The 26,923-nt window shown below is 70.4% G+C and carries 25 protein-coding genes and 1 tRNA gene; 7 read left to right on the forward strand and 19 right to left on the reverse strand.

Features of this window, described 5'->3' with window-relative positions; all coding sequences use genetic code 11:
• Positions 1 to 7 precede the first annotated feature (7 nt).
• The gene (recJ, locus tag RYH80_RS05890; protein ID WP_370902922.1) at positions 8 to 1,558 is read right to left on the reverse strand and encodes a RecJ family nuclease; all 1,551 of its coding nucleotides are present in this window, start codon (positions 1,556 to 1,558) and stop codon (positions 8 to 10) included.
• A gap of 86 nt (positions 1,559 to 1,644) precedes the next feature.
• Complete coding sequence (gene hemB, locus RYH80_RS05895; protein WP_370902923.1) at positions 1,645 to 2,622, reverse strand: porphobilinogen synthase; 978 nt, start codon at positions 2,620 to 2,622, stop codon at positions 1,645 to 1,647.
• A 159-nt stretch (positions 2,623 to 2,781) separates the two neighbouring features.
• Here hemB and RYH80_RS05900 point away from each other — a divergent pair, with 159 nt between their 5' ends.
• Positions 2,782 to 3,303, forward strand: a complete 522-nt coding sequence (locus tag RYH80_RS05900) for a thiol-disulfide oxidoreductase DCC family protein (RefSeq protein WP_370902924.1) — start codon at positions 2,782 to 2,784, stop codon at positions 3,301 to 3,303.
• Between the two features lie 140 nt (positions 3,304 to 3,443).
• Here RYH80_RS05900 and RYH80_RS05905 read toward each other — a convergent pair whose 3' ends face one another.
• From RYH80_RS05905 to RYH80_RS05925, 5 genes are all read right to left on the reverse strand, one after another.
• On the reverse strand, positions 3,444 to 4,325 hold the full coding sequence (locus RYH80_RS05905; RefSeq protein ID WP_370902925.1) for a homoserine kinase: 882 nt from the start codon (positions 4,323 to 4,325) through the stop codon (positions 3,444 to 3,446).
• 277 nt (positions 4,326 to 4,602) lie between these two features.
• On the reverse strand, positions 4,603 to 4,854 hold the full coding sequence (locus RYH80_RS05910) for a DUF8006 family protein (protein ID WP_370902926.1): 252 nt from the start codon (positions 4,852 to 4,854) through the stop codon (positions 4,603 to 4,605).
• A gap of 145 nt (positions 4,855 to 4,999) precedes the next feature.
• On the reverse strand, positions 5,000 to 6,418 hold the full coding sequence (locus tag RYH80_RS05915) for an alkaline phosphatase family protein (protein WP_370902927.1): 1,419 nt from the start codon (positions 6,416 to 6,418) through the stop codon (positions 5,000 to 5,002).
• Between the two features lie 104 nt (positions 6,419 to 6,522).
• On the reverse strand, positions 6,523 to 6,798 hold the full coding sequence (locus tag RYH80_RS05920) for a DUF7996 family protein (protein ID WP_370902928.1): 276 nt from the start codon (positions 6,796 to 6,798) through the stop codon (positions 6,523 to 6,525).
• A gap of 109 nt (positions 6,799 to 6,907) precedes the next feature.
• Entirely contained in the window at positions 6,908 to 8,989 is a 2,082-nt protein-coding gene (locus tag RYH80_RS05925) for a hybrid sensor histidine kinase/response regulator (RefSeq protein WP_370902929.1), read from the reverse strand.
• Between the two features lie 551 nt (positions 8,990 to 9,540).
• Between RYH80_RS05925 and RYH80_RS05930 the strand changes: the two genes are divergently transcribed.
• Positions 9,541 to 9,708, forward strand: a complete 168-nt coding sequence (locus tag RYH80_RS05930; protein WP_370902930.1) for a hypothetical protein — start codon at positions 9,541 to 9,543, stop codon at positions 9,706 to 9,708.
• Between the two features lie 135 nt (positions 9,709 to 9,843).
• Here RYH80_RS05930 and RYH80_RS05935 read toward each other — a convergent pair.
• The 5 genes from RYH80_RS05935 to mutS form a co-directional block, all read right to left on the reverse strand.
• Positions 9,844 to 9,917, reverse strand: a tRNA-Ile gene (locus tag RYH80_RS05935).
• A gap of 157 nt (positions 9,918 to 10,074) precedes the next feature.
• Positions 10,075 to 10,551 carry an MGMT family protein gene (locus tag RYH80_RS05940; protein WP_370902931.1) on the reverse strand — a complete coding sequence of 159 codons (477 nt, stop codon included), beginning with the start codon at positions 10,549 to 10,551 and terminating at the stop codon, positions 10,075 to 10,077.
• Positions 10,552 to 10,655: 104 nt separating this feature from the next.
• The gene (gene mutL / locus RYH80_RS05945) at positions 10,656 to 13,166 is read right to left on the reverse strand and encodes a DNA mismatch repair endonuclease MutL (protein ID WP_370902932.1); all 2,511 of its coding nucleotides are present in this window, start codon (positions 13,164 to 13,166) and stop codon (positions 10,656 to 10,658) included.
• A gap of 27 nt (positions 13,167 to 13,193) precedes the next feature.
• A complete protein-coding gene (locus tag RYH80_RS05950; protein WP_370902933.1) occupies positions 13,194 to 13,820 on the reverse strand; it encodes a hypothetical protein in 627 nt (208 codons plus the stop codon).
• Between the two features lie 93 nt (positions 13,821 to 13,913).
• On the reverse strand, positions 13,914 to 16,724 hold the full coding sequence (gene mutS / locus RYH80_RS05955) for a DNA mismatch repair protein MutS (RefSeq protein WP_370902934.1): 2,811 nt from the start codon (positions 16,722 to 16,724) through the stop codon (positions 13,914 to 13,916).
• Between the two features lie 276 nt (positions 16,725 to 17,000).
• Between mutS and RYH80_RS05960 the strand changes: the two genes are divergently transcribed.
• Positions 17,001 to 17,123 (forward strand): hypothetical protein, encoded by a 123-nt coding sequence (locus RYH80_RS05960; protein WP_370902935.1) that lies wholly within the window; start codon positions 17,001 to 17,003, stop codon positions 17,121 to 17,123.
• Positions 17,124 to 17,580: 457 nt separating this feature from the next.
• On the opposite strand, the gene RYH80_RS05965 is transcribed toward RYH80_RS05960, so the two are convergent.
• Positions 17,581 to 19,164, reverse strand: coding sequence for a S8 family peptidase (locus RYH80_RS05965; protein WP_370902936.1), 1,584 nt, complete (start codon positions 19,162 to 19,164; stop codon positions 17,581 to 17,583).
• 550 nt (positions 19,165 to 19,714) lie between these two features.
• On the opposite strand from RYH80_RS05965, the gene RYH80_RS05970 reads away from it, so the two are divergent.
• Positions 19,715 to 20,131: an NYN domain-containing protein gene (locus RYH80_RS05970; RefSeq protein WP_370904665.1), complete on the forward strand. Its 417-nt coding sequence runs from the start codon at positions 19,715 to 19,717 to the stop codon at positions 20,129 to 20,131.
• A 4-nt stretch (positions 20,132 to 20,135) separates the two neighbouring features.
• Here the strand turns inward: RYH80_RS05970 and RYH80_RS05975 are convergent, their stop codons facing one another.
• The 6 genes from RYH80_RS05975 to RYH80_RS06000 all read right to left on the reverse strand — a co-directional run bounded on the left by RYH80_RS05975 (position 20,136) and on the right by RYH80_RS06000 (position 24,639).
• On the reverse strand, positions 20,136 to 21,167 hold the full coding sequence (locus RYH80_RS05975; protein WP_370902937.1) for a hypothetical protein: 1,032 nt from the start codon (positions 21,165 to 21,167) through the stop codon (positions 20,136 to 20,138).
• A 245-nt stretch (positions 21,168 to 21,412) separates the two neighbouring features.
• Positions 21,413 to 21,991: a GTP-dependent dephospho-CoA kinase family protein gene (locus RYH80_RS05980; protein ID WP_370902938.1), complete on the reverse strand. Its 579-nt coding sequence runs from the start codon at positions 21,989 to 21,991 to the stop codon at positions 21,413 to 21,415.
• Positions 21,988 to 22,185 (reverse strand): transcription elongation factor subunit Spt4, encoded by a 198-nt coding sequence (spt4, locus tag RYH80_RS05985; protein ID WP_370902939.1) that lies wholly within the window; start codon positions 22,183 to 22,185, stop codon positions 21,988 to 21,990. The genes RYH80_RS05980 and spt4 overlap by 4 nt, the downstream gene beginning before the upstream one ends.
• Positions 22,185 to 22,766 (reverse strand): DNA-directed RNA polymerase, encoded by a 582-nt coding sequence (locus tag RYH80_RS05990; protein WP_370902940.1) that lies wholly within the window; start codon positions 22,764 to 22,766, stop codon positions 22,185 to 22,187. The genes spt4 and RYH80_RS05990 overlap by 1 nt, the downstream gene beginning before the upstream one ends.
• A gap of 144 nt (positions 22,767 to 22,910) precedes the next feature.
• A complete protein-coding gene (locus RYH80_RS05995; RefSeq protein ID WP_370902941.1) occupies positions 22,911 to 23,405 on the reverse strand; it encodes a type II toxin-antitoxin system VapC family toxin in 495 nt (164 codons plus the stop codon).
• Positions 23,406 to 23,412: 7 nt separating this feature from the next.
• The gene (locus RYH80_RS06000) at positions 23,413 to 24,639 is read right to left on the reverse strand and encodes a translation initiation factor IF-2 subunit gamma (protein ID WP_370902942.1); all 1,227 of its coding nucleotides are present in this window, start codon (positions 24,637 to 24,639) and stop codon (positions 23,413 to 23,415) included.
• Positions 24,640 to 24,902: 263 nt separating this feature from the next.
• On the opposite strand from RYH80_RS06000, the gene RYH80_RS06005 reads away from it, so the two are divergent.
• From RYH80_RS06005 to RYH80_RS06015, 3 genes are all read left to right on the forward strand, one after another.
• Positions 24,903 to 25,877, forward strand: a complete 975-nt coding sequence (locus RYH80_RS06005; RefSeq protein ID WP_370902943.1) for an NOG1 family protein — start codon at positions 24,903 to 24,905, stop codon at positions 25,875 to 25,877.
• A gap of 109 nt (positions 25,878 to 25,986) precedes the next feature.
• Positions 25,987 to 26,469 carry a ferritin-like domain-containing protein gene (locus RYH80_RS06010; protein ID WP_370902944.1) on the forward strand — a complete coding sequence of 161 codons (483 nt, stop codon included), beginning with the start codon at positions 25,987 to 25,989 and terminating at the stop codon, positions 26,467 to 26,469.
• Positions 26,466 to 26,897: a metal-dependent transcriptional regulator gene (locus tag RYH80_RS06015; protein ID WP_370902945.1), complete on the forward strand. Its 432-nt coding sequence runs from the start codon at positions 26,466 to 26,468 to the stop codon at positions 26,895 to 26,897. The genes RYH80_RS06010 and RYH80_RS06015 overlap by 4 nt, the downstream gene beginning before the upstream one ends.
• Positions 26,898 to 26,923 lie beyond the last annotated feature (26 nt).

Below are 26,923 nucleotides of genomic sequence, written 5' to 3' on the forward strand. Positions count from 1 at the left end.
GTCGGACTCACTCGGTCGACACAGAGTCGTCGCCGAGTTGGCGCCCGACGATCTCGTCGACGCGCGCGAGGAACGCGTCCCGGCTCTCGGCCGGGATCGTCGCCCCCGCGGCCACGTCGTGCCCGCCGCCTTCCCCGTCGACCGCCGCGGCGGCCTCGCTCATCACGGTCGAGAGGTCCAGTCCACGGCGGACGAGTCGGTGTGTCCCACGGGCGGACACCTTCACCTCCGACTCCGTCTTCTCCGCGAACGCCAGGATCGGTCGCGAGCGCGAGATGCCGTCACCCCCCATCGCCATTCCGGCGACGATCCCGACGATCGTCTCTCTGATCCGTGTGCCGGCGTCGAACCACTGGACGTGATCCGCCGTCGTCACGCCCTCCGTCTGGACCAACTCGACACCCTCCGAGAGGTTCCGGCGGTGTTGCCGCAACAGCGTCCGCGCCCGTTCCAGCGCCGCGTCGCGGTCGCCGAGACACACCGCCAGTCCCACATCGGCGCGCTCGTAGCGCGCGGTGGCGTTCAACAGCGTCGAGAACTCGCTCACGTCACGTAACTCCGTCCCCGGCTCCTCGTCCGCGAGGACGTACGTCGTCCCGATCAACTGCTCGACCTGGTCGGAGGGGACACCGGACGCGACCGCGCGCCGCAACAGCGCGCTCGCCACGGTCTGGCGCTCGTCGCCGTCCAGGTCCACCCACCGGCGCCACTCGTCGTCGACCTTCAGGTCGACCCCGGTCTCCTGGAGGAACTCGATCGCCCCGTGTTCGTCGTTCGAGATCCCGGGAATCCGCACGTCGCTCGCGTACTCGAACAGTTTCGGCAACGGACGCGTCTGGCGGCCGTACATCGCGATGTCCGTCTGTTCTTCGAGGACCCCGGCCGCGACGCCCTCGGCGACGATCCGCCGGTTCGCGCCGGTCAACCCCCCGTCGGAGTCTTGCATGTCTCCGACCGCCCCGACGACGGCCAACCCCGCCAGGTCGCGGTTGTCCGTCGGCGGCGGGCCCGCGGTCGGTCCGCCGGCGAGGGCGGTCGTCCCGCCGTCCGCCCGCGGCGCGGTCGTCGCCGGGGAGCCGGCCGCGTCCTCCAACGCCCGGGCGAGCACGTACGCCGCGCCGGCACCGGACAGCTCCGAGGCGCCGTCGAGTCCCACGAGGAGTGGATTGAGGTGGAACTCCGTCTCGGCGTCGGCGGGCTGGTGGTGGTCCGCGATCACCGGCGTGAACGCACCTGCCGCCTCGTGGGGGACGATGGCGTCCAACTGGCCGCTGCCGAAGTCGGTGAACAGGACGGTGTCGTAGTCGGTCGCGGCCACCTGCGCGACCGCGGCCTCGTCCAGTTGGTCGAAGAACGTCGTCTCGAACGGCAGCCCGGCGCGCCGCAGCGCGGTCGAGGCGACCGCGGCGCTCGTCAGCCCGTCGGCGTCGATGTGCGACGCGAGCAACACCTCGTCCGCGGCCGCCAGTCGCTCGGCACACGCCGCCGCACGGTCCGCGAGCTCGGGGACCGGCGGCGTCTCCGGCGACGGGTCGGGGTCGACTTCGCCCAGGGTCATCTACCGGTACTGGGTCGGCTCCGTACTTAAACCGTGGTTCGACACGGGAGTGGGGGTCGAGTCGGTCGACCGACTCGACCGGCAGTTCACAGCCGTTCGGCCACGTCCTCGGCGAAGTAGGTGAGGATCAGGTCCGCGCCGGCCCGCTTGATCGAGAGGAGCGACTCGTGGGCGGTCGCCGCGAGGTCGAGCCACCCGCGGTCGGCGGCGGCGTGTAACATCGCGTACTCCCCGCTGACGTTGTACGCCGCGACCGGCCGGTCCGTCTCCTCGCGTGTCGCCGCCACCACGTCGAGGTACGGGAGCGCGGGTTTCACCATCAACACGTCCGCGCCCTCGGCGTCGTCGAGACGGACTTCGCGGCGCGCCTCGCGGGCGTTCGCGGGGTCCATCTGGTAGTGTCGCCGGTCACCGAACGCGGGTGCGCCGTCCGCCGCGTCCCGGAACGGGCCGTAGAACGCCGACTCGTACTTCGCGGCGTAGCTCGTGATCGCCACCGACTCGTGACCCGCCTCGTCGAGTCCCTCGCGGATCGCCGCCACCATCCCGTCCGTCATCGACGATGGAGCGACCATGTCTGCGCCCGCCTCGGCGTGCGAGACGGCGGTCCGACGCAGCAGGTCGAGCGTCTCGTCGTTGTCGACGGTGAGCGTGGGGTCGGAGGCGGCGTCCGGTTCCAACACGCCACAGTGGCCGTGGTCCGTGTACTCGCAGAGACACACGTCGGTGATCACGTACGCGTCCGTCTCGGCGGCGATTCGTCGCGTCGCGCGCTGGACCACCCCGTCCTCGGCGTAGGCGCGCGACCCGCGCTCGTCTTTCGACTCGGGGACGCCGAAGAGGATCACCGCCTCGACACCCGTCTCGCGAATCTCCTCGACGCGTGCCACCGCCTCCGCGACCGGCACGCGCTCGTGGCCCGGCATCGACTCGATGGGGACGCGCTCGTCCGTCGTCGCGTCGACGAACACGGGCGCGATGAGGTCCGTCGGCGAGAGTGTCGTCTCCGAGACGAGCGGGCGGAGCCCGTCCGTCCGGAGGCGACGCGGTCGGTCTCGTCGCATACCGGCGCTTCGGGCCGTACCGAGCAAAACCCCGTCGGTCGCGGCGGATCACAACAAAACCCCGTCGGTCGCGGCGGATCACGACCCGTGACGGTGCGGAGCGACGGGGTCGTCTCCGACGGCGAGTCGTTGAAGCCGACCGCGCGCTTACGAGTGGTCGTGACAGACGACACAGACTCCGTGGGCGGCGGGTCGGGAGCCGAGCGCGGCACGTCGGACGAGGCAGGGGCGGCCGCGGTCGACGCCGAGTCGGTGTTGGCGGCCGTCGACGGCCCGATCCTGCTGTTCGACGGCGTCTGCAACCTGTGTAACGGGACCGTGCGGTTCGTCGTCGACCACGACAGTACCGGACGGGTGTCGTTCGCGCCGTTGCAGTCACCCGTCGGACGCGCACTGTTGGACCACGTCGGGTTGCCGACGGACACGCTCGACTCCGTCGTGTTGCTGGAGGGCGAGCGGTACTGGCGGAAGTCCGACGCAGCCCTGCGGGTGGCGCGGTACCTCGACGCGCCGCTCCCGGCCGCGAGCGTGCTCGAGGCGGTGCCGGAACCGATCCGGAACGCCGCCTACGACATGGTCGCGGACCACCGCTACCGCGTGTTCGGGCGGAAGGACCGGTGTCCGGTACCGGACCCGGAGACACGCGAGCGGTTCCTCGACGGGTCGTTCCCCGCAGAGTGAGTATTGTGCTCGTTCCTCGCAGAGCGAGTGGTGTGACGGACAGACGGTGAGCGGCGTGCGCGGGGAGACGGCGAGTCGGATCCGCGACGCTTCCGCTGGCCGACGCTCGTCGCCACCCGACTGCGTCCGCTCACACGCCGTTACCGGTCGAGAATCCGCGCGCCGTCACCGACGCCGCTGCGGAACGCCCGCGCGTCGACGCCGGCCGCGTCGAACCCGTCGACGAGCGCCGACGCCACCGCGCGTTGCCGGTCCGACGTGGTGACGGCCACCACCGACGGTCCGGCACCGCTCACCGTCACGCCGGTCGCGCCCGCCGACAGCGCCTCGCGGCGGGCGCGCTCGTACCCCTCGACGAGCGCCGCGCGCGCCGGTGTGACGACCGGATCGTCGAGCCCGCGACCGACGAGGTGGGGATCGGAGCGACACATCCCCACCGCGAGCGTCGCCGCGTTACGGACCGTCTCGACGTGGTCGGCGAGCGACAGCGACTCCGGCACCGCCTCGCGGGCGTCGCGCGTCGAGATCGGATCCTCGGGGAGTCCGACGACCAACCGGAGCGACGCGTCCACGACCGTGGTGCCGTCGGGGCGCGTGATCGTGAACCCGCCGAGCAGCGCCGGGGCGACGTTGTCGGCGTGTGCGGCCCCGGAGACGACCGCCTCTCCCTCGGCGGCGACGGCGACGAGCTCCCGTCGCGTGTACCCGCGATCGTACAGTTCGTTCAACGCGACCGCGGCGGCCGCCGCGGAGGCCGCCGACGACCCCATCCCGGAGGACGGACGGACCCCCTTGTCGATCTCGATCCGTGCGGGAGCGTCCAGCGCCGCCGCCACCGCGCCGACGGTGTTGTCCGCGGGCGTCTCCGGGATGTACCGCGCGCCGGTCCCCGTGACGGAGATCGTCGTCTCCGCCGCCCGCTCGACGTGGACCACGTCTGCCGGCGTCTCCAAGGCGACGCCGAAGGTGTCGAACCCACTCCCGAGGTTCGCGCTCGTCGCCGGGGCCCGGACTGTGACCATGTCACCGAGTACCGCCCTCCCGGGGTAAAAGCGTGTCCGACCGCGCGGAGCGTCGCGTGTGTCGGGAGAAGACGAGTGCTGTCGAGAGCGTGGTGATCTCGGGAGAAGACGAGTGCTGTCGAGAGCGTGGTGATCTCGGGTGGACGAGTGTAGTCGAGAGCGTGGTGGACCGTCGAAGAGGGAGTCCGAGTGCGAGAGCGACGAGTTCTGGCAGACGGGTGAGGTCGTCCCGCCGGTGTGTCTCGGTCGTACCGACTCGAACGTGTGGTGTGGGTCGTCAGCGGCTGGCGGTGACGTACAACAACGGGGAGACGACCAACAGCGCGAGCCCGAGGAAGAGGTAGTGGATCGGGACGAGACTCTGTGGCGTGAGCACGAACACGACGCCGAAGGTGAGCGCGAGCAGTGACAGCACCTTCCGAGACTTCAACGGGAGCACGGCCGCGACCGACAGCACGAACCCGAGCAGGAGTGCCTGCCCGACGTTGTAGTCGAGCAGGAAACTGTCGATGACCTGTAACGGGAGCATTCTCGTCTCGAACGTCGCTCCCCGGGTCTCATCAACGTTCCGTTCCGATCCCGGCACGCGGGACACGCCACGGGGACGAGACCGACTCACCACACGTGCCAGAGTCGACCAGTCCGTGAACGGGCCACGGTCGACCAGTCCGCGATCACGCCGTCGCGGCGAACTCCGACAGGGAACACGCGAGAAACGGCACGTCCATCTCGTCCGGGTGTTGCCCGCCGTGTTGCCCGACGAACGCCAGTTTCCGCCCCTCGTCGCCGAACCAGACGCCGACCTCGCGCGGGACGACCACCAGGTCGCCGACGCGCTCGCGGAGCTTCGGTGATACCTCGCCCGGCCCGAACAACCCCTCGTCGACGGCGGTCTCCCCGTCGTAGATCCGCGCCGCGAACGGGGCGTCGTCGAGTGCCGCTCGCACCGTCTCACGGGTGCCGTCCGCGAGGTGGAGGTGGAGGTTCCGCGGTCCACCGGTCGGCAACACCGGGCGTCCGTCGTCGTGTGTCGCGAGGTTGTCCCAGACCTCGGGGTACGAGGACAGGTCGACGCTCGCGGTCGGGTCACTGTCGAGGTGGCCGTGGTCTGCCGTCAGGAGGAGCAGGGTGTCGTCGGCCGCCCCGCCGGGTCCGGCGAGGTCGGCGGCGAGCACGTCCAGTTCCCGCTCGACGGCGCCGGCTACAGCCGCCAGTTCCGCGCGGTACGGCGCCGCGGTCGTCCCCTCGGCGTGGGCCGCGCCGTCGACGTTCGGCCAGTAGGCGTACACGTACCCCCGCTCGTCGGCGTCCGCGAGCGACGCGACCCGCCGTCGCGTCTCCACGGCGAACCCCGCGACGGAGTCGACACCGTGGCTCTCGGCACCCCGCGTCGCGAGACTCCCGTACCCGCCGCCGACGATCCGAGACGGTTGGACGGTGTGACAGATCACGCCTCGCTCTGCCAGTCGCTGGTACACGGTGTCGCCGTCGAACAGCGTCCGTCCCTCGACGGCGCCGTCCGTCGCCTCGCCGAGGTCGCGTGCCTCGCGGTCCAACGCCGCGGGCGAGACCGTCCACGGGTCTGCACCTGCCGCCGCCGCGTCCCGTCGCGCGTCGTCGGCGGGCCGCGTCACGAACGGGAGCGTCTGGCAGGTGCGGCCGACACTCGGGAGGTGGAGGTTCCACCCGAGCAGGCCGTGTTCCGACGGCGTCCGCCCGGTGTGGACGGTGGTGATCGCCGCGGCCGTCTCCGAGGGGTAGACGGAGGTGAGCCCCGTCGTCTCCCCGGCACGAGCGAGACGGTCGAACAACGACACGGACTCGCGGGCGTCGTGGAAGCGGTCGCGTCCGAGTCCGTCGATCAGTAGCAACACCACGCGGTCGAAGGAGCCGTCGGGGAGTGTCTCGGGCGGGAGCGAGCGGCCCACGTCGACGCCGAGCGCGTCGCCGACCGTCCCGGGGACCCGGGCGAAACAGCGGCCACCCCACGCCGGCGTGACGTAGCCGTCCCGTCGCTCCCCGGGTCGTGTGGCGGTCGTGTCGGCGGCACTCGACGGCGTCCCCTCCTCGCCGTCCTCGATCTCGTCGGTCACGTCGGACACCTCGCCGGTCCCGCCCGTAGCCGTTGTGGTTCGTGCGCGACCGAGAGCGAGCGCTCCGTCTCGAGTCACCCGCCTCCGCGGACGCCGATCGTCGGTCACTCCTCGTCGTCGCCGTACGTCACGTCCTCGTCGGAGGGACCGGAGATGTCGAGTGGACGGAGCCAGCCGTACCAGACGATCAAGATGGTGCCGCCGTACCCGAGCAGGAAGACGAGGCGGCCCACTTGGTTGTAGCCGAGTAGCCCGAGCTGTCGGCGGACGATTCCGGTGCCGGCGACACCGACGAGCAGGACCACCGCCAACAGGAGTCCGCTTCTGGTCAGCCAGGTGTTCCCGCCACCGTCGTCGGCCGCCGCCCCCGCGTCGGTCATAGCCGGCGTTGGACGCGTACGACTGTCAACCTCTCGGTCCCACACGGCACGACACTGGTCGTCCCACGCGACGCCCGCGACTCGCCACGGCCACCCGTTCTCGAGCGTGTCACCGGGTCTCGTCGTCGGTGGGTGACGCGTCCGGGTGGGTGACGGCGGCGTCGGCGAACTCGAAGCGCGCGCCGCCGGCGTCGCTGGCCGTCGCGGTCGTCGTCCACCCGTGTGCGGCCGCCATCTGCTGGACGATGGCGAGTCCGAAGCCGGTGCCTCCCTCCGTGGTCGAGTAGCCGGGGTCGAACACCGCGTCGCGATCCGCCGACGGAATCCCCGGGCCGTCGTCGGCGACGTAGAACCCGTCCCACCCTCCGGCCCCGTTCGCGAGCAGGCCGACCTCGATCCGGACGTCCGCGGCCCCGTGTTCGACGGCGTTGCGGAACAGGTTCTCGAGGACGTGTCGGAGTCGCCGCGGGTCGGCCGCTAGCGTCGCCTCCTCGGGGACTGCCACCGACAGCGTCGCCTCCCGGGTGTCGACGTTGTCCCAACAGCCGGCCACGAGCGCCGCCAACTGCACCGGCTCCGTCTCCTCGACGGTCGCGTCCTCGCGGGCCAGTGTGAGTACGTCCTCGGTGATCGCCTCCATCCGGTCGAGCGCCGACGCCACCGCGGCGAGGTGCTCGTCGTCGCCGTGCGTCTCGCGTGCCAACTCGAGGTGTCCCGTCGCGACGTTCAGCGGGTTCCGGAGGTCGTGGGAGACGACGCTGCCGAACACCTCCGACCGCTCCTTCTCGCGACGGAGTGCCTCGGTCCGTTCGCGGAGTTCCCGCTCGCGATCGAGTCGCGACAGCGTCTCGCGACCGTGTGCGACGAGCAGTTCGACGAGCTCCAGATCCGTGTCGTCGAAGGCGCCGACCGCACGCGAGACCGCCTGGAACACCCCCACGTCGCCGATCGGGACCGTCAACACGGAGTGGAACTCCGTACTCGCCGGGGTCGCCGCGCGCGTCGAGATGTCGTCGACGACGGACGGCTCGCCGCTGCGGTACACCGCCGCAGCGATGTTGTCCTCGGCGTCGATCGGCGTGGTCTCGTAGTACTGGTCCTCCGAGATCGCCGAGGAGATCGCCTCCGGGACGAGCACCCCGTCCTCGACGGAGTCGGCGATTACGATGTCGAACGCGAGAATCTGTTCGGCGGCCCGGACGATCTCCTCGTACACCGCCTCGGACGACTCGCAGGCCTCGATCCGCGTCGCCGCGTCGTGGAGCGCCTCGATCCGGTCTTTCTCCCGCTGGAGTTCCCGCTCGCGTCGCCGCCGGGCGGTCACGTCGTGGAGCGTCCCGAGGACCCGCTCGCGGCCGCCGATCTCGGCGATCTCGTAGCGTACGTCCAGCCACACCCGCTCGCCGTCGGCGTCCCGGATCGGCCACGTCTCCCGACCGGCGCCGTCCGCGACGGCCGTCTCGAACGCCGCCCGGCGCCGTGTGCCGTCGGGTGTCGGTGTCTCCACCTGCGCCTCACCCGCGTCCGTCTCCGCCTGCGCCTCACCCGCGTCCGTCTCCGTCCACACTTCCTCCGTGTCTGTCTCCGCCTCCGCGACCGTCTCGTCGGCTACGAGTTCGTCGACGGGTGTCGACAGCAGCGTCTCGCGGTCGTACCCGAGAATCTCGCAGTAGCGGTCGTTGACCGCCAGGAGGGTGCCGTCGTCGACGGTCCTGACCGTGAGCCCGACACCCGCGCGGTCGAACACCTCGCGGCGGCTGACGCGGGCGTGGCGCTCCCGGACCGCCTCCTCGATCCGCTCGGCGAGTCGGCGGAACCCGTCTCGATCACCTCGCTTCGGGAGGTAGCTCGTCACGGCCGCCTCGACGGCCTCGCGTGCGACCGCCTCGGAGCCACGTGCCGTGAGCAGGACGAACGGGAGGTCCGGCCGCCGCTCGCGGACCGCCTCCGAGAACGCGAGGCCGTCCATCCCCGCCATCTGGTAGTCGCTCACGACGCAGTCGACCGCGTCCTCCAGGTCGTCGAGCGCGTCGAGCGCCGCCTCTGCCGTCTCGACGTGGTGGACACTGAACCCGCCGATCACGTCGGCGAGGAAGCGATCGAGTGTCTCGGCGAACGACTCGTCGTCGTCGACGTGGAGCACACCGATCGGTCCCTCGGGCGCGAACGGGCCTCGTCGTGTGTCTGTCATGCTACCTTCTCACCGGCGACCGGGTCTCGACGACGGCCGACACGGCGTGATCTCACTCGGTGTGCGGCCGCATCGCGTATGAAGGTTGGCCCACCGGCCACCGTCGCGAGACGCCCCGCCGTCGCCGTCCGTGTCTCGTCTCGCCGCGTGACCCCTTCGTTCGCGTCGGGCCGTTCGGTCCCGCCGGCGTTCGCGTCGGGCCGTTCGGTCCCGCCGGCGTTCGCGTCGGGTCGCACGGCTGCCCGGCGGACGCCGCACCGATCGGCGGAGCGACTCGAGAGCGGCGACCACTGGCACGATCACAGGACTTGGATCGCCGCGCCGACGGCGACCGCCAGTGCGGCGAGTATCATCACGATCAGCCCACCGTACTCGACCAGTTCACTCGCGTTCACACCCACCACGACGCCTGCCCCCAGTTTCACCCTTTCGGCGCCGTCCGAGGTCGTGTAGTCTCGCCACCGTCGACGCTCGGACGTGTTGAGAGCTCGGGTCGGCGGGTAGGTGACGGAGGCGAAAACGATACCCGGGTGCCGTCGGTGGGTTCGGGTATGGACGACGCACTGCAGGCACGACTGGACGGGATCGTCGGACTGCTGGGTCTGTTGATCGCCGCCGTGTTGGTCAGACCCGTGTTGCCGTCGTTCGTCTCCGGCCTCCTCGGGATCACCGTCGCCGTCGCCACCGTCGGCGTGGTGTTGTTCGGGCTGGAGGAGTGAGCGGCGGGACGGACGCACGACTACAGGGTGGAGTCGGTGGGCTCGACACGAGAGACCCGTCGCTGGTCGAGGTGAGTGACGTTGAGTGGCTGGGGAGCACAGCCCCGCGTTCCCGCCGCGTGGACGCGACGGGAGTGGGCCAACACGGATTTGAACCGTGGACCTCCCGGTTATCAGCCGAGCGCTCAACCTGACTGAGCTATTGGCCCAGGTGAGCGCATCCACACGTAACGGGAGGGAGTGTTTAAGCGTTTCCGTTCGACAGGACCACGCCGTCTTGCGGTTCTCGCGGGGCGACGGCGGCCCCGCCGACCGCGACCCGCCGCGAGCGAGCGCCGTCACACCGGGGCCGCAGGTGCCGCTGCGTCACAGCCGAATCCCCTCGATCTCGCGGAGCGTCGACGCGACGGCCGTCGGCGTCGCGCCGGCGAATCCGCGGACGCGGTGGTCCGGGACGAGGATCGGGACGGGGTTCTCGCGCAGCGCCGTCTGGACCGTCTCGCGATCCGCCTCGTCGTCCGGGTCGATCCCGGCGGCCATCGTCGCCACCCGGTCCAAGTCCACTGTCTGGCCGTAGGGGACGTTCCGGACCGCCTCGAGGACGGCACGCTGGGCCGTCGGGACCGTGAGCGCGACCGTCACGTCACGGAAGTCGTCCTCCTCACCGGCGAGGTACGCGAACAGTCGATCCAACACCGCCCCGTCCGACGCGGCGTCGTCGGGCACCGTGGTCGGGAACGAGACCGCGACCACCCGTCCGCTCGCGGTGCCGACCTGGACGACTCCGTCGAGGCGGTCGGACTGGCGCGCGTACACACCGGTGTCGTCCGCTGTGAGTGTCACACCGGCGCTACTCGGCGCAGCCACTTACCGCCGACGGGTGCGGGAGCCGACCAGCTTCGCTCGACGAGTCGTCGCAGATCGGCCGGCACAGCAGCACGCCCGCGTCACTCTCGCCGTGAACCGTGGCCTGGGTAGTCGCGTTCGAACCGGGCGTCGATCTCGTCGGCGCCGAACTCGACGAGCACCGGGCGGCCGTGAGGACAGGCGTAGGGGTTCTCGCAGTCGTCGAGCGCCGCCAGCAAGTCGGCGGCAGACCCGTCGGTCAGCGACGTGTTCCCCGTGATCGAGGGGTAACACGCCAGATCCGCGAGGAGGTCGTCCGCGACGCGTTCGACCGGGCGATCGTCGCCGGTCGTCTCCTCGGCGAAGGAGACGAGGGTGTCACGGAGCAGGTCCGGATCCAGCGTGGCGTCGAACACCGCCGGCACGGCGGTGACGAGCACTGCGCGGTCGTCGGCGGCCCGTTCCGCGTGGAACCCGGCCGCGACGAGCGCGTCCCGGAAGCGGTCGAACAGCGCCGCCTCCCGTGCCGTCAGCGGGACGCGGACTGGCGAGGCCAGCGCCTGGACCGCCGGTGTGATCGCGTCCGTCGCCGTCTCGGACTCGTCGTCGGCCTCACTCGCCGTGTCACCGGTCCCGTCGCGGTCGGCCGTCTCGTCGGTCCCACCGCCGTCGGTGGTCTCCGGGGCGCCGTCGTCTCCCGCGGCCGCAGTGTCTCCGCCACTCTCGTCCGCCGCGTCGGCCAACCCGACCGCACGACGCAGTCGTTCGTAGTTCACCCGCTCGTCGGCCGCGTGTTGGTCGACCAAGACGAGTCCGCGAGCCGTCTCACAGACCAGGTACGTCTCGTCGTACTGGCCCAACACCCGGAGCTCCGGGAGTGTGTCGTAGGTGCGGTGCTCGTCGGTCGCGCCGCCCGTCAGGGTCGACTGGCTCGGTGTCGCCACCGAGTCGCTCGATTCCGATCCGGCCTCGGAGTCGGGGCGGTCCGGTCCGGACCGCTCTGCGTCCTCGCGGTCTCCGTCGGACGCGGTGGTCTCGTCGGTGTTCCGTTGCCACTCGCGTGGCGACGGCTGGACGGCGGCACTCGCCGGCTCGTTGCGGGGGTGCTCCGGTGACTCGGCGCCGTCACCCGAGCTCGCCTCGTCGTCGGTCGGGGTCGTCTCCTCGGCGTCGTCACTCGCGCGTGCTTCGCCGTCGGACGCCCCGTCGTCGTGCCACGCGTCCAGCACCGTGTCGGTCGTCGTGGGCTCTCCCGCGCCTTCGTCGTCGGCGTCTCCCGTCTCTACCCCGGTCTCGCCGGCGTCTACGCCGCCCTCAGTCGCCGTGTCGGGAGACTGTGACGGCTCGCTCGACTCGCTCGGCACCCCCGACTCGGACGGCTCGCTCGACTCCCGCGACTCGGACGACTCGTCGGACCCACCCACGCCCCTCGACCCCGCTGTCTCGCGGCGGGCGGCGGCGGCGCGTTCGTGGTCGGTCCCCGCACCGCCGACCACCTCGGGGTCGAGCGTCGTCTCCTCGGGCGCGGACTGTCCGCGTGGCGCGGAGGTTCGGAGCAGCCCGGCGTCCAGCAGTCCCTCCCGGACGGCCTCGCGGACGGTGTCGTACACGGCCGCCGCCTCGTCGAACCGCACCTCCGTCTTCCGCGGGTGGACGTTGGCGTCGACCGCCGCCGGCGGCACCGCGACGAACACGACGGCGAACGGGTAGCGGTCGGCCGCCAACTGGCCTCCGTAGCCGTCGACGACCGCCGACCGCAGGTCCGCGTCCCGCACCCACCGCCCGTCGACGAACGTCGTCACGTACGAACGACTCGCACGCGTCGTCTCCGGTTCCGAGACCAGCCCGTGGACGCGGATCGTCGCGTCGGACTCGCCGCCCAGTCCGGACACCTCCCGCGTCGCCGCGACGTCCACCATCGCCTCCGCGACCTCGCGGCCGTACACCGCCAACACCGCCGACCGACGGTTGCCGTCACCGGGCGTCGCGAACACCTCGCGGCCGTCGTGTTCCAGCGAGACGGCCACGTCCGGGTTCGCCAACGCGTACGCCGAGACGACGCCGTTGATGCGGTCGAACTCCGTCGCCGGCTCGCCGAGGAACTTCCGCCTGGCCGGCGTCTCGGCGAACAACTCCGTCACCGTGACCGTCGTCCCCACCGGACAGCCCGCGGGGGAGACACTCCCAGTCTCCCCGTGGTCGACGACGAGTTCCGCACCCGCGTCGCGGTCCGGCGTCCGCGAACGGACGGTGAGCCGCGCGACCGCGCCGACGGTGTACAACGCCTCCCCGCGGAAGCCGAGACTGCCGATCCCGGCGTCCAACTGGTCGATCCCGTCGAGTTTGCTCGTCGCGTGTTCGGCGACGGCGCGCGGCAGTTGGTCCGGCGGGATGCCGTGTCCGTCGTCGCGCACTCTGATCCCGTCCAACCCGCCGTTCTCGACGGCGACGGCGACGCGTCCGGCGTCGGCGTCGACGGCGTTCTCGACGAGTTCCTTCACGACGCTGGCCGGCCGCTCGACCACCTCGCCGGCCGCGATCTCTCTGACCGTCCGGTCGTCGAGCGGCGTGATCTCGCCGGGCGCCGCGTCGCCGTCCTCTGCGTCTGGCATCTGTCTCCCGGTTCGTGCCCGACGAATTCACTCTGTCGGTGGCGGGGACGACCCCTGTCGTCCGCGCGCCGCCTCGTCGACGGCCGCAGCCACGGGTTCGTCGAGGGTGGTGTCGTACAGTGTCGACCAGGCCACGCAGACCCCGTACAACAGGAGTCCACCCGTGACGCCCAGTGAGACCCCGAGGATCGGTGCCGAGACGGCGACGACCGGGAACCCCAACGCCCCCCAGTTGACGGCGCCGTAGTGACCCTCCAGTAGTGCGACCCACGCGCGGAACCGATCGTCGATCGCCTCGAACGCCGCGAGTGTGCCGTCGCCAGCGGTCGGAAACTCGATTCGAGTGAGCGTCTCGACGGCCGGTGCCGCAGCGACGTGGAGTCCGAGCCAGTAACACGCGACGCCGAGGCGTCCGACATCGGCGTACACCGACGACTGGTCACCCACCTGTGCCCCCGTACCGAAGAGTGCCGCCGTGGCGCCGAAGACGAGCGTCGCCCCGACGAACAGCACCCCGCGTCCGAGCGTCGCCCCACTGGACGGAAGCGTGAGGAGTGCTCGTCGCGTCGGCCCCCACAGCAGTGTCCAGAGTGCGAGCAGCGAGCACCCGAGGGTGATCAGCAGTGCCGTCGGTTCGGAGACGAGTTGTGCCACGTTCAACTGTTCGTCTCCGACGTAGAGTTTCTTACGGGGTGGCGTGATCAACCGAGCACCGAGAGAGGACTGTCACCGGCGGCGGCGTCGCCGTCACTCCCCGTCGTCCAACTCCCGTTGCCACTCCTGGACCCGCTGGACCAGCTCGACGGGCGGCGTCTCGGTCACGTCCGTCTCCGTCAACTCCTCGAGAATCGCCGCCGCCTCCGAGTCGACGACCGCTCCGTCGCTCGGCACCCGCCCGGTCGCCGCCCCGTCGCCGCGACCGCCACCACGAGCACCGCCGGCACCCGCTCGCTTCCCGTCTCCACCCGCCTGCCCACCGTTCGCGTCCGTCGCGCCGACGAACTCGCCGGCCGAGAGGTCGAACACCGCCTGCGTCGGCTCGCCGTCGCCACCGCCGTCGCCGCCGCGGGCCTCGATCGCCTCCTCCTCGCGGAGGCGACCCAACACCTCGTCGGCGCGGTCGACCACCGGTTCGGGGACGCCCGCGAGGTCCGCGACGTGGACGCCGTAGGATCGATCCGTCGGCCCGTCGCGCACCCGACGGAGGAACGTCACCTCCCCGTCCCGCTCCTCGGCGGCGACGTGGACGTTGTGGACGCGCGGGAGGTGGTCCGCCAGACTCGTCAGCTCGTGGTAGTGGGTCGCGAACAGCGTCTTCGCGCGCACCTCGTTGTGGAGGTACTCCGTCGCCGCCCACGCAATACTGATACCGTCGTAGGTGGCCGTCCCGCGACCCACCTCGTCCAAGATCACCAGCGAGTCCTCCGTCGCGGAGTGGAGGATGTTCGACAGTTCCTGCATCTCGACCATGAACGTCGATCGCCCCTGCGCGAGTTCGTCGAGCGCGCCGACGCGGGTGTACACCCCGTCGACGACCGGCACCGTCGCCGCCGCCGCCGGGACGAAACTCCCCGCCTGCGCGAGCAACACGATCAGCGCGCACTGCCGCATGTACGTCGACTTCCCGCTCATGTTCGGCCCGGTGACGATCAGGAACTCCCGGAGTGGGGCGTCGTGGGCCGAGGCGTCCGACCGGCTCGCGACCGCCGGCCCCATCCGGAGGTCGTTCGGGACGAAGTCCGTCGTCCGCTCGACCACCGGATGCCGGCCGGCACGCACGTCGAGTGTCCGGTCGTCGGCCAACTCCGGGCGCACCCAGTCGTTGTCCGCGGCGTGCGCCGCCAACGCGGCGAGGGTGTCCACCTCCGCGAGCGTCCGCCCCACGTCCTGTAACAGTTCGGCGTCGGCCGCCACGCGGTCGCGCACTGCCGCGAACAGTCGCGACTCCACCTCCTCGCGGGCCTCCTCCAGGCGGAGCACCTCCCGCTCGCGCTCCTCGAGTTCGTCGGTGACGAACCGCTTGGAGTTCTTCAGCGTCTTGATCTCCCGGTAGTGCTCCGGGACGCCGTCCGCCGCCGACTTCCCGACCTGCACGTAGTAGCCGTCCGTCTTGTTGCGGTCGACGGTGACGTGCGCGAGGTCGTGGCGGTCCGCCTCCCGCTCGGCGAGGTCGTCGAGCCACCCTCGCGTCTCCTCGTAGTCGGCGACGATCTCGTCCAACTCCGCGTCGTAGCCGCGTGCGATCACGCCCTCGCCCGGACTGCCGGGCGGGTCCGCGACGAGGGCGTCGTCGAGTTCCTCGTACAGCGCCCGCGCCGCGGACTGGTCGGGTGCCGCCAAGGCGTCCGCCACCGGCCCGTTCGCGAGCGGCGTGTCCGCGACCGCCGCCGCCAACTCCGGGAGCAGCCCCAGCGCCTCGCGGGCCGCCACGAGGTCCCGCGGGCCCGCGGAGCCGCTCGTCGCGCGTGCCGCGAGTCGTTCGAGGTCCGCCGCCCCCGACAGCAGGTCGCGCAGTCGGTCGCGTGCCAGCGGCGCCTCCGCCAGCGCCTCGACGGCGTCGAGCCGACGGGCGATCTCGGTGCGGTCTTGGGTCGGCGCGGTGAGCCACTCTCGGAGGAGCCGCGAGCCGGCGGCCGTCTCCGTGTGGTCGACCGTCGACAGCAGCGTCCCCGACCGCTCCCCCTGCATCGTCTCGACGAGTTCCAAGTTCCGGCGGGTGGTCGTGTCCAGCGTCACCCGGTCGTCGGCGTCCAGCGGCCCGAGTCGCGTCATCGACTCCGTCACGCCGACACCCGTGTCGTCGACGTACGCGAGCACCGCGCCCGCGGCCGTCACCGCCGCGTCGGACTCCAGCCCGACGGCGGTCGTCGCCTCGTCGCCGAACTGGTCGTCCACCCGGTGGCGTGCCCGGCCGGGTTGGAACGCGTCGGTGCCGTGGACCGTCACCGTCGTGTCCGTCTCCTCGGTGACGGCCTCCACCACCGGGTCCTCGACTCGCGTGTGTGGCCCGGGCAACAGCTCCACCGGGTCGAAGCGGTGGATCGCGGCCGTCGCCGTCGCCGCGTCCGGGACGCGTCCCGCACGGAACTGCCCGGTGGTCACGTCCGCGAACGCGAGTCCGTACGCGGGGCCGTCCTCGTCACCCGTGTCGTCGCCGTCGCTCCGAGTGACGTACTCGCCGCCGTCGACGACGACGGCCGCGAGGTAGCGTGCGGCGGCGTCGTCCGGATCGAGGACGGTGCCGGGCGAGACGACGCGGTCGACCTCGCGGGCGTGTCCGTCGTCCGTCTCGTACTGGTCGGCGACCGCGACGCGGTAGCCCCGTTCGACCAGCGACTTCAGGTACGGCGTGAGGTCGTCGACCGGCACCCCCGCCATCGGGTACGACGAGCCGTGCGAGGACTTCTGTGACACCTTCAGGTCCAGTTCGTCCGCGACCGTCTCCGCGTCGTCGCCGAAGAACTCGTAGAAGTCTCCACACTGCATCGCCAGGAGGTCCGCGTCCGTCTCTCCCTTGAGCGACATGAACTCGCCGACGATCCCCGAGGCTGCAGTCATCGTGAGTGGTTGGGCCCGTCTTCCCGTAAAGTCCTACGGGACGGTGAGCGGGCGGTGTTCGGATAAACCGGGAGTTGCGGATGGCGCGCGAGAAACGCGCGAGGGAGGAGGCTGGGGGGTGAGGTGCTGTGCAGGACAGTGTAGTCTCGGAGACCTCCAGGTCGCGGCGTCTCGGCACCCGTCTCACTGGACGTACCGGCCTTGTTTGGACGCCGCTCTTCTGTGTTGCCACACCACATTTTTTCCGATGTGCGAACATACTCGTCGAGAGCGACGATGCACGAAGAGTTCGTCGAGGAGTTGGAAGCGGCTGTCAGAGAACTCGAGGAGGAGTACGACATCGGACGTAGCGAGGAACTCGAACGGGTCGTCCGTTCCGTCGCCGACTTACAGGATTAGTCACGGAAACGGCCCGCGTGTCGCCCGACCAGCCGGACACGAGCCCCTACCCGATATCCGGGCAGTCGGTGCGACGGGCGATAGCGGGAGGTGAGTGGACTTGTCGCTTGTGTTCGTCGCCAGCCTTCGCCGCGACGCGACGGCCGCGGCCCCCGCGGTGACTCGACAGCCGCCCCCTCCGACACCACGCCGTCACCCCGTTCGAGCGACGAGCCGACGGCTCTGCGGTGTCGCGATATGAGAGTGAGCGCGGTCGTGCAGGCGCTCGGTCCCCGCCGCGGGGCGTCACCGAGCGTCCGCGACGCGGGCGGTCGTGTCGTCGGGGTCGCCGTCTCGCGAGGCGACTCGCGGCGACACGGTATGGTGGTGCCCCGAACCCCCTCGTGGCACCGCCCGCGTGGACCGTCTCGGTGGTCGATCCGGCCTCGGCCTCACGCGAAGTCGAGGTAGCCGGTCGTCACTCGTACTCGGTGATGTCCAGCGTGTAGTCGCCGCTGCCCGAGTAGGAGTCGACGCTGACGTACAGGTCCGTCGACGTGTCGACGTTGTCGATGGTGATCGTCTCCTGGCTGTCCGTCGTGTACGACGAGTAGTCCGCGTCGCCGTAGGACGGGCACTCCGCGAAGCCGTCGTTGACGAACAGGTCGAAGTCCGCGCCGGCCGGCCCCGACAGCTCCAAGACGACCTGCGACGGGTCGGAGTACTCGAAGGCGTACGTCCAGCAGTCCGAGTCCGCGTAACTCGACAACGAGTCGTTCACCGTCGTCGTGGTGGAGCCGCCACCACCGCCGCCACCGCCGCCACCGCCACCACCGGAGTTGGCGGGGTCGGTCTCGACGGCCGCCTGTGCGTCGACGATGCCGGCGCCCTCCTCCGTGTCGGACAGGCCCGTGTCGACGGCCGTGTTCTTGAGGTGGGCGCGCGTCGTCGCGTTGTCGGTGCCCCACTGGTCGATGATGAGCGCCGCGACACCGGCCGCACACGGCGAGGCCATCGAGGTGCCCGAGAGGCGCTCGTACTCGCCGCGGCCCTGCGTCGTCGTCGAGAGGTAGTCGACACCGGGCGCCGCGACCTCGACCTTGTCGCCCGTGTTGGTGAACGAGGCGAGGTTCCCGTTCGCGTCGACCGCGGAGACGGAGATACACTCGCTGTAGGCCGACGGGTACGAGACGGAGTTCGCGCTGTCGTTCCCGGCCGCACAGACGATGGTCGAGCCGTTGTTGTTCGCGTACGAGACGGCGTTCTTCATCGTGTCCGTGTAGCCGCCGCCGCCCAGCGACATGTTGATCACGTCCGCGCCCTGGTCTGCGGCCCACTGGACGGCGTCCGCGATGTCCGTCAGCGACCCGCCGCCCGTCTCGTCGAGCGCACGACCGCTGATGAGCTGGGACTGACTGACGCCGGCGACGCCGGTGCCGTTGTCCGTCTCCGCGCCCGCGATCCCGGCGACGTGCGTACCGTGGTACTCGTCGGTCGCGTCCGGCGCCGGGTCGGCGTCGTTGTCCGCGAAGTCCTCGCCGGGGTCGCTGCCGAAGTTACCGTCGAGGTCCGGGTGGCTGTACTGTACCCCCGTGTCGATGACGGCCAGCGTCACGTCCGAGGAACCGAACGTCGTGTCCCACGCCGCACGAGCGTTGATCAGGTCCAGCGAGGACTGGTTCGGCTCGTCCGGATCGTTCACCGTCGCCAACGTCTCGAAGGTGGCGTTCCGCTCGGCGTACTTGACGTGCTCGCGCTTCGTCACGTTGTCGATGAAGTTCTCTTTGGCCACGTCCGCCGCCTGGCTCGGGAACTTCACGGCCGCGTACCGCAGCGACTCGTTCGAGTGGACGACCTCGGCGTTGCCCGGCACCGCCGCCTCGACCTCCTTCTCGAGTGCGTCCGCCGCCGCAGAGACGCCGACCACGATCTCGTCCTTCTTCGGCCCCGGTTTCCGGCCGGGTGTCGCCGACACCACTCCGCTCGCGGCGGCTGCCCCCGCAGCCGCACCGGTCGTCTTCAGGAATCCACGCCGCAACATGCCCCTGTCGTTCTCTGACATACTACACACTCCCAGTTCCGAAGCTGGCACTTGATACTTACGAATTACGTGTGAGGATAAGACAGTGCAGTGTAGAAGTACCCTCGCACTGGGTGTATTCCGATCGTATTCACACCCCGTCGAACAAACGTGCGAGAGAGTCTCAGACGCGTGTTGCGGAAACACCCGAGTAAGTTCCAAGCAGTTACGATCATAAATCGTTAGAATTATATACTACTTGATTGCGATTCGAGCGGGCCGGCCGTCGGCGACAGCGAGCCCTTTTCACCGCCGGTCGGTCACCAAGTGTATGGAGTGGCTGCGGCGGTTGTTCGGGAGCGGTGACCGAGACTCCTCGACGGAGGACGGCGGGAGAGCCGCCGGTGACGACGACACCGAGCGGACTGTCGGCGACGACGGCGACTCACTCTCGGCGGACGACCCCTACACGTCGGCGGACCCGGAAGCGAAAGTCGAGAGCGACGGCGGCGCGGGGACGACCGAGTCGGTAGTCTCACCGCTCGACCGTGGCGGGCCACACCCGCCGGGCAGCGTCCCACAGGGAGTCGCACTGTTCGTCGACGGACCGAACGTGTTGCGCGACGAGTTCGACGTGGACCTGGACGACGTACGCGCGGCGGCGGCGGACGCGGGGCCGCTCGTCGCGACACGGCTGTACCTCGACGAGCACGCGCCACCGGGGCTGATTCAAGCCGCGGAGGCGCGCGGCTACCGCGTGATCACCACCAGCGGGGACGTGGACGTACGTCTCGCGGTCGACGTGGCCCGGTTCGCCGCCGAGGGGCGCGCCGCGACGATCGCCGTCGCCTCCCGCGACACGGACTTCAAGCCCGCCGTCGAGGCCGCCAACGAGTACGGACTCGCGACGCTCGCCATCGCACCCGGGAGTCACGGCCGCTCGGACGCGCTCCGCAACGCCGTCGACCGTGGGATCACACTCGAGGAAGCGACCGACGAGAGCGAGTGACGACTCAGAGCCGACTGTCGCCGCCCGCGAGCGCGCGTCGGTCACCGCTCGCGGCGACGTGGTCGAGCGCCGTCGAGACGTGTGCCGCCAGCGTCTCCAAGAGGTCCACGTCGTCGTCGCCGTACGCCAGTTCGGCCTCGGTCGACAGCGAGACGATCAGCGCGCGCCCGCCGGGCGTCGGGACGGGGATCACCAGTGCCGCGTCCGGGTCCGCCGCGCCGAGGCTCACGTCCGTCTCCGCGTACCGCACCGCCTCCACGTCGTCGTCGGTGTCTACGTCGCGTGCGAGCGCCTCCAACACCCGGAGCTCGTCGTCACCACGGAGCGTGCTGTCGACGACCGTCACGTCCACCTCGTCGATCCCGTCGCCGGTCGCCGACGCCTCGCCGGCGGGGCCGCCGGTCCCCCCAGCCGAACTCTCGTCACGCTCGCCGTCGGTCTCCGCCGGTGCGCCGTCCGTCTCGGGGGACACCTCGTCCGCCACGGACGACACACCGGTCGCTCCGTCGTCGACGAGGACGAACGCCGCGCCGTCACCGGCCACGAGGTACTCGACGGCCTCGACACACAACGCACTCACCTCGTCGACGGTCGCGGAGTTGTTGAGCGCCTTCCCGTACTGGTTCAGCGCCGACACGCGCCGCGCGAACGACTCCACCTCCTCGCGTCGCGCTCGCCCACGAGCGTCGTACAGGCCGACCAGCAGGCCCGCGAGCACCCCGCCGGTGGCACCGTCGACGGCCAGCGCGCCGACGGCCGGCACCGCTCGACCGATCGCCGCCAGGACGACGACCGCACCGACGGTGACGCCACCACCGAGTGTCCACGCGAGGATTCGGTCGGCGTCGCCGGCCGGCGCGCCGTTGCGTAACAGCCACGCGCCGCCGTAGACGACCGCTCCGGCGACCGCGAGCATCGGTCCCGAACGGACCAGTGTCGCAGTCGTCACTCCCCCGTCGAACGCCGTCGCCTGGACGGCCGCCAACGCCACCCCGACACAGAGTAACGCCCCGGCCGCGAGAGACTCCCGTCGCATCCGTTACCCCGTGTGGGTCGTGTCGGGTGGTAAATGTTCGTGCGCTCGCCGACGCCCGGACTGTGATACCACGTCGTCTGTTCGTCGAGCGAGCGTAACGGCTTCGACAGTACGGGAATCCACCGCGAGGAACGAGTCGGTCTGGTCGGTCTGCCGTCAGGTAGGTCACTCGTCGTCCGTCGGTCGGCCGTCAGGTAGGTCACTCGTCGTCCGTCGGTCGGCCGTCAGTTACCGGTTGTCGCCAGTCACTCGTCCGTCAGGAGTGCCAGCGCCGTCTCCGTGTCGCCGTCCATCCGCCCGAGCAGATCGCGTGCCCGGTCGCGTGCCTCGTCGGTCGCGACGAGCACCATCCCCTCGCCGGGCTGGCCGTACACCACGCTCGCACCGTCGGGTGCGACGACCAGTGCCGGGAGTGTCGCCAAGTCCTCCTCGCCCTCGACGTGCAACACCGTCGACGCCGTCCCCGCGACCGCGTCGCGCACGGCCACGAGGAGTTCGCGTGTCAGCGTCCCGGCCGGGTTTGTCACCGGCACACGAGCCGTCTCGTCGGAGAGGGCCGCCGCCGTCGCCTCGCTCACGGCCTCCCGTTCCGTCTTCCCGTCGACGAGCGCGAGGTGTGGCGTGTGACCCGCACGGCGGAGGTGGGCCGTCACCACGTCCCCGACCGCGAGGATCGGCTCGGCGGCGTCCGCCAGCAACGCGTCCGCGTCCGTGTACACCGGGCCCAACGGCTCTTTGAACGCCGCGCGCAACGACTGCGGGAGTCGCAACAGTGGATCGTCCGGAGTGGTCCCGTCACCGCCGCGGCCGCCGTCCGTCGTCATCGGACCTTCAGCGCGTAGCTGCCCGGACTGTCGACGTTCATCTCCTCGCCGATCTCGGACTCCTCCGGGTGGGGGACGATCACGTACCCCGCCCAGTCTTCCGTCAGCGACGAGGAGCCGCAGTTGTCACACGTCTGGCTGTCGGGGTCGTTGACGTAGTGACACTCGCGACAGGCGAGACGATCCTCCGCCATCAGGCGTCACCTGCCGCCGCTTCCTCGTTCTCGCGTCGCCGCCGGTCGGACTCCAGCCACTCGTGTTTGCCCAACCCCGGCTGCTTCGCGGTCAACCCGATCTTCGAGTCGCGTGGGTTGCGCTCGTCGATGCTCTTCGTGACGATCCGGACGCGCACGTCGTCGCCGACGCCCAGCGTCTGGTTCGACTCCGTCGAGGCCAGCTGCTGGTTCTCCCCGTCGTACGCGAGGTACTCGTCGGAGATCTGCGAGACGTGCAACAGCCCGTCGACGGGACCGATCCCGACGAACGCGCCGAACTCGACGACCTCGACCACGCTGCCGTCGACGACCTCCTGCATCTCCGGGTCGAACGTCAGCGCGTCGAACTCCGCCTCGTAGTAGACGCCCGGCCGACTCGGGAGCACCGACCCCTCGCCGATGTCGTGGACCTCGACGACGCTGACGACGCTGCCGGCGTCCTCGTCGAGACGGCCCTCGAGTTTGTCCTGCAGTAGCTCCTTCACTCGCTGTGGAGTCACGTCCGCCAGGTGTGCCGGCGGCACCTCCACCGTGTCCTTGAGTCGTACCCGTTTGTACATTGTCGTGTTGTGTGGTGGGCCCGGAGGCCCGTCGTGTGGGCGTCGGCCGCCGCGACCGCCCGCCCGCGTCGTGGGCCCTCTGGCCCGCTCGTTTGCTCGCGATCCGTCTCGTCTCCGCCGGGCCGCCCGTCCCGGCGACCGCCACTACGGCTCTGTTACGGCCAGTGTGTTCGCCCCCCTTATACCGATTACGCGAACGCCCCGCGAGAGGACGCGGTCGCGCAGGGGGCCGTCGTTCGTCACCACGTAGCCGTCGAACGCCGCCCGCTCCGTCTCCGTCGGTGTGTCGTCTGGCTCCGTCGACACGTTGTCCGCGTCCGTCGACACGTCGTTCGCAGACGGAGACGGACGAGGCGTCGGGGTCGGCGGGACACCGTTCGTCGCCAGTTCGACGACGGCGTCGTCGGCGTAGTCGGCGGCCGTCTCGACGACGCGACACCGCTCGACCAGGTCGCGGCCGACCGACGCCGCGCGTCCCTCCTCGCCGCCGCCCGTCGCCAGGTCGTCTAGTTCCGCGACGACCGACGCCGGCACCACCGGGTCGGTCGGGTCGACGAGGCGGTCGAGTTCCTCGAACACGCGGACGCCCATCTCGACCGGCATCATCAGGGCGTTGGTGTCGAGGACGACCGTCGTCACGACCCGGTCACTCCGAGAGCGTGCCGACGCCGATCAGCCGCCAGCGGGCGCCCATCCGGCGGTTGATCGCCACCTTCGCGCCCGTCTCCGCACAGACCGGGCGTTTGAGCTGGACCTCACACTCCCCGTCGCGGGCGCTCGTCACCGAGCCGACGGTGGTGCTCGTCCCGACGGTGAGCATCAGCGGCTCGCCGGTCGAGATCTCGTCGACGGCACCCTCGCCGACGACGCGGTCGAGCAGCTCCACCTCCATCTCGAAGCTGTCGATCGTCGGCGGGAGCGTCCCCGGCTCGCCGGCGACCTGCCCCGCCAAGGCGTCGCCCTTCGTCAACGACGGGTCCAGTCCCGTCCCGACGCCGAGCAGTCCACCGGGCCCGACCTCGTCGACCGGGTTCCCGCCGGCCTGCAGCGACCGGACGCTCGTCTCGATGGGTTCGTAGCGGGACTCGCCGCCCTCCTCGACCTCGCGGCCGGGGCGGATCTCCAACTCGTCGCCCTCCGTCAGCGTCCCCTGCGCGAGCGACCCGCCGATCACGCCGCCCAGCAGGTCCTCCCAGGTCGTCCCCGGGCGGTTGATGTCGAACGAGCGGGCGGTCAACAGCCGCGGCGGGAGCGTCTCGTCGCGGTCCGGCGTCGGGATCTCGTCTTCCAGCGTCTGGATCAACAGGTCCGTGTTGATCTCCTGTTGGGCCGAGATCGGGACGATCGGCGCGTCCTCGGCGATGGTGCCCGCGACGAACTCCTTGATCTGGTCGTAGTTCTCGCGTGCGCGCTCGGCGTCGACCAGGTCCACCTTGTTCTGGGCGATCACCACGTTGTCGATGCCGATGATGTCCAGCGCCATCAGGTGCTCTTCCGTCTGTGCCTGCGGGACGTCCTCCGTGGCACTGACGACGAGCACCGCGCCGTCCATGATCGCCGCCCCCGACAGCATCGTCGCCATCAGGGTCTCGTGGCCGGGCGCGTCCACGAACGAGACGGTACGCAACACCTCCGTCGCCTCGCCGTGTTCGGGGCACTCCTCGGCCACCGTGTAACACTCCGGTTCCTCGCAGGACGGGCACCGACGCAGCGTCGCGTCGGCGTAGCCGAGCCTGATCGAGATCCCGCGTTTCATCTCCTCGCTGTGCTGGTCCGTCCAGGACCCGGACAGCGCCTGCACCAGCGTCGTCTTGCCGTGGTCGACGTGGCCGACGAGTCCGACGTTCACCTCCGGTTGTGTGTTGTCCGTCATGAGCCTCTAGAGAGAGTCTTGTTCGAAGTTCGCGCCGTACGACTGATAAAACTGCTGTTCTCGACCCGACGCCGGCCGGGAGTCGGCCGCCGGCGGGCGATCTCGCGAGACCCGCACACGCGAGCGGGCACGGGATCGGCTCCGGCGGAGCGTGACGGGATCGTCGGGGAGTCGGCCCGTGTGGACCCTCGACACGCAGCCGGGCGAACGGACGGGCTTTTGACCCTCCCGCGCCGAGACGGTGGCAACGAGCGTTCACGCCCATGATTTTCGAAGATCTCCCGACGACCCCGACTGCGGAGGAGTTGGTCGACAAGGCCTTCTCCAGAGCCGCCCGGACCGGCCGCGCGAAGAGCGGCCGCGAGGGGCAAGAGTCGATGCTGCGCACCGCCGGCAACATCCTCTCGGACAACCTGGAGAACGTCGTCACCGCGTGGCCGGACTTCGCCTACGAGGTGTCGCCGTTCTACTACGAACTCGCGGACGCGCTGGTCGACGTCGACGCCGTCCGCCAGTCGCTCAACGAGGTGCACTGGGCCGCCGACCAGATCGCGTCGATCCGCGACGAGTACACCTCGAAGCTCCGGAAGACCGACGAGGAGACCGCCCGGAAGCACCGCAAGCAGGCGTTCGCACGCTTCGCCGACATCGTCGAGGAGGTGGACGCGGACTTGGACCGCCTCGGGACGGCACGCGACGAGCTGAAACTGTTGCCCGACGTGGACCCCGAGGAGCCGGTGATCGCCGTCGCGGGGTACCCGAACGTCGGGAAGTCGGCGTTCGTCAACGCCGTCACCCGCGCGAGCAACGAGACAGCCTCGTACCCGTTCACCACGACCGGGATCCAGGTGGGGCACTTCGACCGCGACCACGTCCGCTACCAGTTGATCGACACGCCCGGGCTGCTCGACCGCCCCGCCGACGAACGCAACGAGGTGGAACAACAGGCCGTCTCCGCGCTGGCCCACGCCGCCGACGCCGTCCTCTTCCTCGTGGACGCCTCCGGCAACTGTGGCTACCCGCTGGACGTGCAACTGGACTTACGTGACGCCGTCGCGGCGACGTTCGACGTGCCCGTCTTGACGATCTGTAACAAGAGCGACCTCTCGACGGACGTGGAGGCGGAGGCGTACATGAGCGTCACCGCCGACGAGAACGTCGACGACGTGCTCGAACGCGCCGCCGTCGCGGTGGGGTACGAACCGGACCTGCCGTCTCGGGAGGGTGATCGGGCGTGAGACACCCTCGCCGAGGCGAGTGCTTAAGTCGCCGACACCCCCAGCGTGTACACGTGAGACCGACACGGACAGCCACCGACGGGGGAACCGGACGACGGGAGGGGTCACCGTGAGTGTCGGTCGTGCGGTGGCGTCCGACCGCCAACTCGCGCGGCTCCTCCAGATCGGCGTCGTGTTGGAGGAGATGGTGGAGGCCAGCGCCCACCACCACACCCGCCAGCGGGAGGCGCGTCTCGACGCCGAGGTCGTCGACTTACTGGAGGAGGCCGCGGCGGAGTCGGCGACACACCGCGAGCGACTGGAGGGGTTGATCGCGGAGTTGGACGCCGAGTCCGTCGCCTACGAGGAGATCGAGACGCTGGTCGAGGCACAGTACGCCGCCGAAGACGAGTTCGACGACGTGTTGTACGACCAGCTGTGCAACGAGGAGACGGCGTACAAGTTCTACGACGACCTGCTCGCGGCACTCGCCGACTCCGAGTCGGAGCTGTCGGTCGACCGCGACCGCGTGGTCGAGACGCTCGAGGAGATCCGCGCCGAGGAGGCAGAGGGTGTCGAGGAGGTCGCAGACATGATGGAGCGACGAGCATGAACACCGCCGACCAGTACCTCAAAGCCATCTACCTGATCCAGGAAGTAGAGGACGGCCCCGCCTCCACCGGCGACGTGGCCGACGCACTCGACGTGAGCCCCGCCAGCGCCAACGAGATGATCGGCAAGTTGGAGGCCCAGGGGCTCGCGGACCACGAGAAGTACAAGGGTGTCGACCTCACCGACGACGGGATCGTTCGTGCCCGCGACGCCCTCGCGAACTACTGTATCATCGAGCGCTTCCTCGCGAACGTCCTCGACGTCGAGGAGTTCCGCGTCGAGGCCCGCTCGCTGGAGGCGGTGATCGACGACACCGTCGCCGAACGACTCGACCGCCTCGTCGACCGCTCCGAGGAGTGTCCCGACTGCTTCGACGCCGACACCGACGCCTGCGCCCTGCTGGAGTTGGACGAGGTCGGTGCCGACTGAGGGCAGGGTCGGGGCGGTAGTGAACA

It is taken from the genome of Halobaculum sp. MBLA0147 (genome assembly GCF_041361345.1).
Lineage (GTDB): Archaea > Halobacteriota > Halobacteria > Halobacteriales > Haloferacaceae > JAHENP01.

What these genes read in the sequence shown, in the direction of transcription:
- recJ (WP_370902922.1), bottom strand. Translation starts at nt 1,558, where the DNA reads ATGACCCTGGGCGAAGTCGACCCCGACCCGTCGCCGGAGACGCCGCCG.
- hemB (WP_370902923.1), bottom strand. Translation starts at nt 2,622, where the DNA reads ATGCGACGAGACCGACCGCGTCGCCTCCGGACGGACGGGCTCCGCCCG.
- RYH80_RS05905 (WP_370902925.1), bottom strand. Translation starts at nt 4,325, where the DNA reads ATGGTCACAGTCCGGGCCCCGGCGACGAGCGCGAACCTCGGGAGTGGG.
- RYH80_RS05910 (WP_370902926.1), bottom strand. Translation starts at nt 4,854, where the DNA reads ATGCTCCCGTTACAGGTCATCGACAGTTTCCTGCTCGACTACAACGTC.
- RYH80_RS05920 (WP_370902928.1), bottom strand. Translation starts at nt 6,798, where the DNA reads ATGACCGACGCGGGGGCGGCGGCCGACGACGGTGGCGGGAACACCTGG.
- RYH80_RS05925 (WP_370902929.1), bottom strand. Translation starts at nt 8,989, where the DNA reads ATGACAGACACACGACGAGGCCCGTTCGCGCCCGAGGGACCGATCGGT.
- RYH80_RS05930 (WP_370902930.1), top strand. Translation starts at nt 9,541, where the DNA reads ATGGACGACGCACTGCAGGCACGACTGGACGGGATCGTCGGACTGCTG.
- mutL (WP_370902932.1), bottom strand. Translation starts at nt 13,166, where the DNA reads ATGCCAGACGCAGAGGACGGCGACGCGGCGCCCGGCGAGATCACGCCG.
- mutS (WP_370902934.1), bottom strand. Translation starts at nt 16,724, where the DNA reads ATGACTGCAGCCTCGGGGATCGTCGGCGAGTTCATGTCGCTCAAGGGA.
- RYH80_RS05960 (WP_370902935.1), top strand. Translation starts at nt 17,001, where the DNA reads ATGCACGAAGAGTTCGTCGAGGAGTTGGAAGCGGCTGTCAGAGAACTC.
- RYH80_RS05965 (WP_370902936.1), bottom strand. Translation starts at nt 19,164, where the DNA reads ATGTCAGAGAACGACAGGGGCATGTTGCGGCGTGGATTCCTGAAGACG.
- RYH80_RS05975 (WP_370902937.1), bottom strand. Translation starts at nt 21,167, where the DNA reads ATGCGACGGGAGTCTCTCGCGGCCGGGGCGTTACTCTGTGTCGGGGTG.
- RYH80_RS05980 (WP_370902938.1), bottom strand. Translation starts at nt 21,991, where the DNA reads ATGACGACGGACGGCGGCCGCGGCGGTGACGGGACCACTCCGGACGAT.
- spt4 (WP_370902939.1), bottom strand. Translation starts at nt 22,185, where the DNA reads ATGGCGGAGGATCGTCTCGCCTGTCGCGAGTGTCACTACGTCAACGAC.
- RYH80_RS05990 (WP_370902940.1), bottom strand. Translation starts at nt 22,766, where the DNA reads ATGTACAAACGGGTACGACTCAAGGACACGGTGGAGGTGCCGCCGGCA.
- RYH80_RS06000 (WP_370902942.1), bottom strand. Translation starts at nt 24,639, where the DNA reads ATGACGGACAACACACAACCGGAGGTGAACGTCGGACTCGTCGGCCAC.
- RYH80_RS06005 (WP_370902943.1), top strand. Translation starts at nt 24,903, where the DNA reads ATGATTTTCGAAGATCTCCCGACGACCCCGACTGCGGAGGAGTTGGTC.
- RYH80_RS06015 (WP_370902945.1), top strand. Translation starts at nt 26,466, where the DNA reads ATGAACACCGCCGACCAGTACCTCAAAGCCATCTACCTGATCCAGGAA.